Annotated in this window: 4 protein-coding genes; 1 reads left to right on the top strand and 3 read right to left on the bottom strand. The window is 72.1% G+C overall.

The genetic code is table 11. From position 1 onward, the window contains the following. Nucleotides 1–42: 42 nt before the first annotated feature. The 3 genes from ACFU6K_RS25990 to ACFU6K_RS25980 all read right to left on the bottom strand — a co-directional run bounded on the left by ACFU6K_RS25990 (nucleotide 43) and on the right by ACFU6K_RS25980 (nucleotide 4,295). The gene (locus tag ACFU6K_RS25990; RefSeq protein WP_380666883.1) at nucleotides 43–1,236 is read right to left on the bottom strand and encodes an RtcB family protein; all 1,194 of its coding nucleotides are present in this window, start codon (nucleotides 1,234–1,236) and stop codon (nucleotides 43–45) included. Nucleotides 1,237–1,560: 324 nt separating this feature from the next. Then, nucleotides 1,561–2,925, bottom strand: coding sequence for a M16 family metallopeptidase (locus ACFU6K_RS25985; RefSeq protein ID WP_380666885.1), 1,365 nt, complete (start codon nucleotides 2,923–2,925; stop codon nucleotides 1,561–1,563). Between the two features lie 20 nt (nucleotides 2,926–2,945). Continuing rightward, nucleotides 2,946–4,295 carry a M16 family metallopeptidase gene (locus ACFU6K_RS25980; protein WP_380666881.1) on the bottom strand — a complete coding sequence of 450 codons (1,350 nt, stop codon included), beginning with the start codon at nucleotides 4,293–4,295 and terminating at the stop codon, nucleotides 2,946–2,948. A gap of 297 nt (nucleotides 4,296–4,592) precedes the next feature. On the opposite strand from ACFU6K_RS25980, the gene ACFU6K_RS25975 reads away from it, so the two are divergent. Next, on the top strand, nucleotides 4,593–7,043 hold the full coding sequence (locus ACFU6K_RS25975; RefSeq protein ID WP_380666879.1) for a DNA topoisomerase (ATP-hydrolyzing) subunit A: 2,451 nt from the start codon (nucleotides 4,593–4,595) through the stop codon (nucleotides 7,041–7,043). The last annotated feature ends 31 nt before the right edge of the window (nucleotides 7,044–7,074 follow it).

The following is a 7,074-nucleotide window of genomic DNA, read 5'->3' as shown; positions in this document are numbered from 1 at the left end:
CCGATCGGCTTTCCGGGCGCCGCCGCGCTCCGGCCGACCGGGTCAGCCCTTGACGCAGACGACCTGCTTGAGGTGCGCGACCACCTCGACGAGGTCCTTCTGCTGCCCGATGACCTTCTCGATGTTCTTGTAGGCGCCCGGGATCTCGTCCACCACGCCGCCGTCCTTGCGGCACTCCACGCCCTTGGTCTGCTCGACCAGGTCCTGGGTGGTGAACCGCTTCTTCGCGGCGTTGCGGCTCATCTTGCGGCCGGCGCCGTGCGAGGCGGAGTTGAACGCCGCCTCGTTGCCCAGGCCGCGGACGATGTAGGAACCCGTCCCCATCGAGCCGGGGATGATCCCGAGGTCGCCGGAGCCGGCCCGGATCGCGCCCTTGCGGGTGACCAGCAGGTCGACGCCGTCGTACCGCTCCTCGGCCACGTAGTTGTGGTGGCAGCTGATGACCTCGTCGAAGGCGACCTCGGCCTTGGCGAACTCGCGCCGGACGACGTCCTGGAAGAGCGCCATCATCAGCGCGCGGTTGTTCTTGGCGTACTCCTGCGCCCAGAACAGGTCCTGACGGTAGGCGGCCATCTCCGGGGTCTTCGCCAGGAAGACGGCCAGGTCCTGGTCGATCAGGCCCTGGTTGTGCGGCAGCGAGCGGGCGACGCCCATGTGGTGCTCGGCCAGCTCCTTGCCGATGTTGCGCGATCCGGAGTGCAGCATCAGCCAGACGGCATCAGTCGTATCAATGCACAGTTCTATGAAGTGATTTCCTCCGCCGAGCGTCGCCATCTGCTGCATCGCCCGCCCGCGCCGCCACTTGACGTCCTCCGCGATGCCGTCGAAGCGCTGCCAGAAGTCGTCCCAGCCCGCCGTGCGGAAGCCGTACAGCTTGGACGGGTCGACCGGGTCGGTGTGCAGGCCGCGGCCGACCGGGATGGCCCGCTCGATCTCGCGGCGCAGGCCGGAGAGGTCGTCCGGGAGGTCCTTGGCGGTGAGCGAGGTCTTCACCGCGCTCATCCCGCAGCCGATGTCGACGCCGACGGCCGCCGGGCAGACCGCGTCCTTCATGGCGATGACGGAGCCGACCGTCGCGCCCTTGCCCAGGTGGACGTCCGGCATCACGGCGAGGCCGTGCAGCCACGGCAGCGAGCTGATGTTGCGCAGTTGCTGGAGGGCCGCGCCCTCGACCGTCGCCGGGTTCGTCCACATCCGGATCGGGACCCGGATTCCCGGGACTTCGGTGTACGTCATGGCTGAACGACCTCCATGGGCCGGGGAGTTCACGAGAATGGGGTGCCGCGCGACAGAGGATCCCGGCGCGGCCCGGGGAAGTTCAGGAGGCGACTGCGCTCAGGCAGTCGTGGCGAGGCGTGGGAGATACGGCCTCGGGGAGCGTCGTATGGCCTGCTCGACCCGCATGGTGACCGCCTCCCTTCGCTGCTCGCAGTTCGCACGTGCTGTGCGTCGGGGAACATCTATCCACGGAACGGTCCTGGCCCGCAATGGATTTAAAGACGCGTCCGGCCCGGCGGAGCGGGTGCTCCACCGGGCCGGAGGGTGTTCCGGGAGGGGCCGTCAGCTGACGACGGTGACCTCGCCGATGCCGAGTGCCCGCACGTCGTCGGCGATCACGGCGGCGTCGCCGACCAGGACGGTGACCAGGCGGTCCGGCGGGAAGGCCGCGACGACCGCCTCGGTGGCGGCGGCGGTGGGCAGTTCGGCGAGCTGCCGGTAGACCTCGGCCTGGTAGTCGTCCGGCAGGTACTGCTCGACCTGGTCGGCCAGGGTGCCGGCGACCGAGCCCGCGGTCTCGTACTTCAGCGGGGCGACGCCGACCAGGAACTGCACGGCCTCGTCGCGCTCGGCGTCGGTGAGGCCCTCGGCGGCGAGGGTGCGCAGGATGACCCAGGTGTCGGCCAGCGCGGGGGCGGTGGAGGCGGTGTCCACCGAACCGCTGATGGCGAGCATCGCGCGCCCGCTGCCGTCGGCCGCCGAGCGCAGCGGCTGGGCGAAGGCCCGCACCCCGTACGTGTAGCCCTTCTCCTCACGCAGGACGCGGTCGAGGCGGGAGGTGAGGGTGCCGCCGAGGCAGTAGGTGCCGAGGGTCTGGGCGGCCCAGACCGGGTCGTGGCGGTCGGGTCCGATCCGGCCGATGAGCAGCTGGGTCTGGACGGAGCCGGGGCGGTCCACGATGACGACGCGGCCGTGGTCGTCGCCGGCGACCGGGGCCTGGACGGACGGCTCGGCGGCCGCTCCGGTCCAGGTGCCGAGGGTGCTCTCCAGCAGCGCGGGCAGGTCGACGCCGGTGAGGTCGCCGACGACCACGACGGTGCTGGTCGCGGGGCGCACGTGGCCGTCGTAGAAGGCCTTGACGGCGGCGCGGTCGATCGACTTGACGGTGTCGGCGGTGCCGGCGCGCGGCCGGGAGAGCCGGTCGGCGGCGTCGAAGAGCTCGGCGTACAGGGCCTTGGCGGCGCGCCGGGCGGGGTTGGCCTGCTCGTGGACGATCTCGTCCAGGCGGTTGGCGACCAGCCGCTCGATCTCCGCCTCGGGCAGCGCCGGGGCGCGCAGGGCGTCGGCGAGCAGGGACAGGCCGCGCTGGAGCCGGGAGGCGGGGACCTCCAGGGAGACCCGGATGCACGGGTGGTCGGCGTGCGTGTCGAGGGTGGCGCCGGCGCGCTCCAGCTCGGCGGCGTACTCCTCGGCGCTGAGGGTGTCGGTGCCCTCGCTGAAGGCGCGGGCGAGGATGCCGGCGACGCCGTCGAGGCCCTCGGGCTCGGCGGCGAGCGGGACGTCGAGCAGGACCTCGACGGCGACCAGCTGCTGACCGGGCCGGTGGCAGTGCAGGACGGTGATGCCGTTGCCGAGGGCGGCCCGCTCGGGGGCGGGGAAGTCCCAGGGGCTTGGCGTGCCCGGCCGGGGCTGCGGGTGGAAGGTCATGGCGGGGACGTAGTCGGTGCTCATACGGCGGCACCCTCCTCTTCGGAAGCGGCGTCGGAGTCGGCGGCGGTCTCGGCGGCGGCGGTCGGCTCGTAGGCGAGGACGGCCCGGTTGTCGGGGTGGAGCCGGGCCTTGGCGATGGCCTGGACCTCCTCGGCGGTGACGTCGAGGACCTTGGGGAGGGCGTCGTTGAGCAGCTCCGGGTCACCGAACAGGACGGCGTAGCGGCACAGTTCGTCGGCCCGGCCGGCGACGGTGGTGAGCCGGTCGAGCCACTCGCGCTCGATCTGGGCCTGGGCGCGTTCGAGCTCCTCGGCGGTGGGGCCCTCGGCGGCGAAGCGGGCGAGCTCCTCGTCGACGGCGGTGCCGATCTGCTCGATGGTGGCGTCGCCGGAGGTCTTGACGTCGAGCCAGCCGAGGCTGGGGGCGCCGGCCAGCCGCAGCAGGCCGAAGCCGGCGGCGACGGCGGTGCGGTCGCGGCGGACCAGCCGGTTGTAGAGGCGGCTGGACTCGCCGCTGCCGAGGATGGTGAGGGCGAGGTCGGCGGCGTCGGCCTCGCGGGTGCCGTCGTGCGGGAGGCGGTAGGCGGCCATCAGGGCGCGGGAGGGGACGTCCTCGTGGACGTCCTCGCGGATCTCGCGGCCGATCGTCTCGGGGAGCTCGCCCGAGCGCGGGGGCTGCTTGCCGTCGTGCGCGGGGATGGAGCCGAAGTACTTCTCGACCCAGGCGACGGTCTGCTCGGGGTCGATGTCGCCGACGATGGAGAGGACCGCGTTGTTGGGCGCGTAGTACGTCCGGAAGAACGTGCGGGCGTCCTCCAGGGTGGCCGCGTCGAGGTCGGCCATGGAGCCGATCGGGGTGTGGTGGTACGGGTGGCCGTCGGGGAAGGAGAGCGCGGTGAGCTTCTCGAAGGCGGTGCCGTACGGGACGTTGTCGTAACGCTGGCGGCGCTCGTTCTTGACGACGTCGCGCTGGTTCTCCATGGACGTCTCGTCGAGCGCGGCGAGCAGCGAGCCCATCCTGTCGGCCTCCAGCCAGAGCGCGAGCTCCAGCTGGTGGGTGGGCATGGTCTCGAAGTAGTTGGTGCGCTCGAAGCTGGTGGTGCCGTTGAGCGAGCCGCCGGCACCCTGGACGAGCTCGAAGTGCCCGTTGTTGGTGACGTTGGCCGAGCCCTGGAACATCAGGTGCTCGAAGAGGTGGGCGAGGCCGGTGCGGCCCTTGACCTCGTGCCGGGAGCCCACGTCGTACCAGAGGCAGACGGCGGCGACCGGGGTCAGGTGGTCCTCGGAGAGGACTACGCGCAGGCCGTTGGCCAGGCGGTGCTCGGTGATGGCGATGCCTCGGCTGGAGGCGGGGGCCGGGTTGGCCATGCGCTCGGGTCCTTCCCGTCGTCGATGTCGGGGGTTCGTGTGGCGTCCCCCATTGTGGTGCAACGTGCGGGAGCCGTGTTCGTGTCCGCGCGGACGGGGCCGTTCGCCAGGGGCGGAAGAGGGCCGCTGACCGGGAGTGTCGGCGCGAGGGTCCACAATGGGGGCGCCGCGCCCTGTCGACGGCGCCCGGTTGACGGGTCCGGCGGCGGGACGGTGCGGAGACGAGCGACGACCGCCCCCCGGCGTTCGGCGACCGACCGAGACACAGCCAGCGACACGTAAGGGAGCCCCGCCGCGATGGCCCGCCGCAGTTCGCAGACCCCGCCGCCCGGAGACTTCGAGGAGCGGATCCTCGACGTCGACGTCGTGGACGAGATGCAGGGCTCCTTCCTGGAGTACGCCTACTCGGTGATCTACTCGCGTGCACTGCCCGACGCGCGGGACGGCCTGAAGCCGGTGCACCGCCGGATCCTGTACCAGGCCAACGAGATGGGCCTGCGCCCGGAGCGCGCGCACGTGAAGTGCGCCCGCGTGGTGGGCGAGGTGATGGGCCGGCTGCACCCGCACGGCGACCAGTCGATCTACGACTCGGTGGTGCGCATGGCGCAGCCGTTCTCGATGCGGCTGCCGCTGATCGACGGGCACGGCAACTTCGGTTCGCTGGGCAACGACGACCCGCCGGCCGCGATGCGCTACACCGAGTCGCGGCTGACGGCCGCCTCGATGGCGATGGTGGAGTCGATCCACGAGGACACCGTCGACTTCGGCCCCAACTACGACGGCAGCGAGCAGGAGCCGCTGGCGCTGCCGGCCGCGTTCCCCAACCTGCTGGTGAACGGCGCGACGGGCATCGCGGTCGGCATGGCGACGAACATGCCGCCGCACAACCTGTCCGAGGTGGTGGCCGCGGCCCGGCACCTGATCAAGCACCCGAACGCGGACCTGGACACGCTGATGCGGTTCGTGCCCGGTCCGGACCTGCCGACCGGCGGGCGGATCGTGGGCCTGTCGGGCATCCGGGACGCGTACGAGTCGGGCCGCGGCACGTTCAAGATCCGGGCGACGACGACGGTGGAGGCGGTGACGGCCCGCCGCAAGGGCATCGTGGTCACCGAGCTGCCGTACAACGTCGGCCCGGAGAAGGTCATCTCGAAGATCAAGGACCTGGTCAACGCGAAGAAGCTCCAGGGCATCGCGGACGTCAAGGACCTGACCGACCGCGAGCACGGCCTGCGGCTGGTCATCGAGGTGAAGAACGGCTTCGTGCCGGAGGCGCTGCTGGAGCAGCTGTACAAGCTGACGCCGCTGGAGGAGACCTTCGGCATCAACAACGTGGCGCTGGTGGACGGGCAGCCGCTGACGCTGGGGCTGAAGGAGCTGCTGGAGGTCTACGTCGACCACCGCTTCACCGTGGTGCGCCGGCGCAGCGACTTCCGCCGCCGCAAGCGCGAGGAGCGGCTGCACCTGGTCGAGGGCCTGCTGGTGGCGCTGCTCGACATCGACGAGGTCATCGCGATCATCCGGTCGAGTGACAACGCCCAGCAGGCGAAGGAACGCCTGATGGAGCACTTCTCGCTCTCGGAGACGCAGACCGCGTACATCCTGGACACCCCGCTGCGGCGGCTGACCCGCTTCGACCGGGTGGAGCTGGAGCAGGAGAAGGAGAAGCTGACCTCCGAGATCGCGGACCTGACCGAGATCCTGGAGTCGGACACCAAGCTGCGCAGCGTGGTGTCGTCCGAACTGGGCGCGGTGTCGAAGCAGTTCGGCACCGAGCGGCGCACGGTGCTGCTGGAGGCGGGGGCGGTGCCCTCGGCCGCGTTGGCGGTGCCGCTGGAGGTCGCCGACGACCCGTGCCGGGTGCTGCTGTCGTCGACGGGCCTGCTGGCGCGGACGGCGGACGGCGAGCCGTTCGAGGTGTCCGAGAAGCGGGCGAAGCACGACGTGATCGTGTCGGCGGTGCACGCGACGGCCCGGGCGGACGTCGGCGTGGTCACGTCCGCGGGCCGGGTGCTGCGGCTGCCCGTGATCGACCTTCCGGCGCTGCCGCCGACACCGTCGCCGACGCTGGCGGGCGGGGCCGCGGTGGGCGAGTTCCTGCGACTGGAGGACGGGGAGCGGGCACTGGCGCTGACCACGCTGGACGAGTCCTCGCCGGGGCTGGCGCTGGGCACGCTGCAGGGCGTGGTGAAGCGGGTGGTGCCGGAGTGGCCCGCGAACAAGGACGAGTTCGAGGTGATCGCCCTCAAGGAGGGTGACGAGCTGGTGGGCGCGGTCGAACTGCGCACCGGCGAGGAGGACCTGGTCTTCATCGCCTCCGACGCCCAGCTGCTGCGCTACCCGGCGGGCCAGGTGCGTCCGCAGGGCCGTCCGGCGGGCGGCATGGCGGGCATCAAGCTGTCGGACGGCGCGCGGGTGCTGTCCTTCACGGCGGTGGACCCGGCGGCGGACGCGGTGGTGGTCTCGGTGGCCACGGCCACGGGCACGCTCTCCGACGGCGAGCAGACCAGCTGGAAGGTCACCCCGTTCGAGCAGTACCCGCGCAAGGGCCGCGCCACCGGCGGCGTCCGCTGCCAGCGCTTCCTGCGCGGCGAGGACGCCCTGGCCTTCGCCTGGGCCGGCGCCGCCCCGGCCCAGGCCGCCACCGCCAAGGGCGCCCCGGTCGACCTGCCCGAGCGCGACCCGCGCCGCGACGGCTCCGGCACCCCGGTCACCACCCCGATCGCGGTGGTCGCCGGCCCGGCGTAGCGGCTCCTGCCCGAGCGGAGGGGCACCGGAC

It is taken from the genome of Kitasatospora sp. NPDC057512 (genome assembly GCF_042802135.1).
Lineage (GTDB): Bacteria > Actinomycetota > Actinomycetes > Streptomycetales > Streptomycetaceae > Kitasatospora.
This window is presented reverse-complemented; position numbering and strand designations above follow the sequence as displayed.

Bases quoted from the DNA above. Each gene is read 5' to 3' on its own strand.
- ACFU6K_RS25980 (WP_380666881.1), bottom strand. From the start codon at position 4,295: ATGGCCAACCCGGCCCCCGCCTCCAGCCGAGGCATCGCCATCACCGAG.
- ACFU6K_RS25975 (WP_380666879.1), top strand. From the start codon at position 4,593: ATGGCCCGCCGCAGTTCGCAGACCCCGCCGCCCGGAGACTTCGAGGAG.
- ACFU6K_RS25985 (WP_380666885.1), bottom strand. From the start codon at position 2,925: ATGACCTTCCACCCGCAGCCCCGGCCGGGCACGCCAAGCCCCTGGGAC.
- ACFU6K_RS25990 (WP_380666883.1), bottom strand. From the start codon at position 1,236: ATGACGTACACCGAAGTCCCGGGAATCCGGGTCCCGATCCGGATGTGG.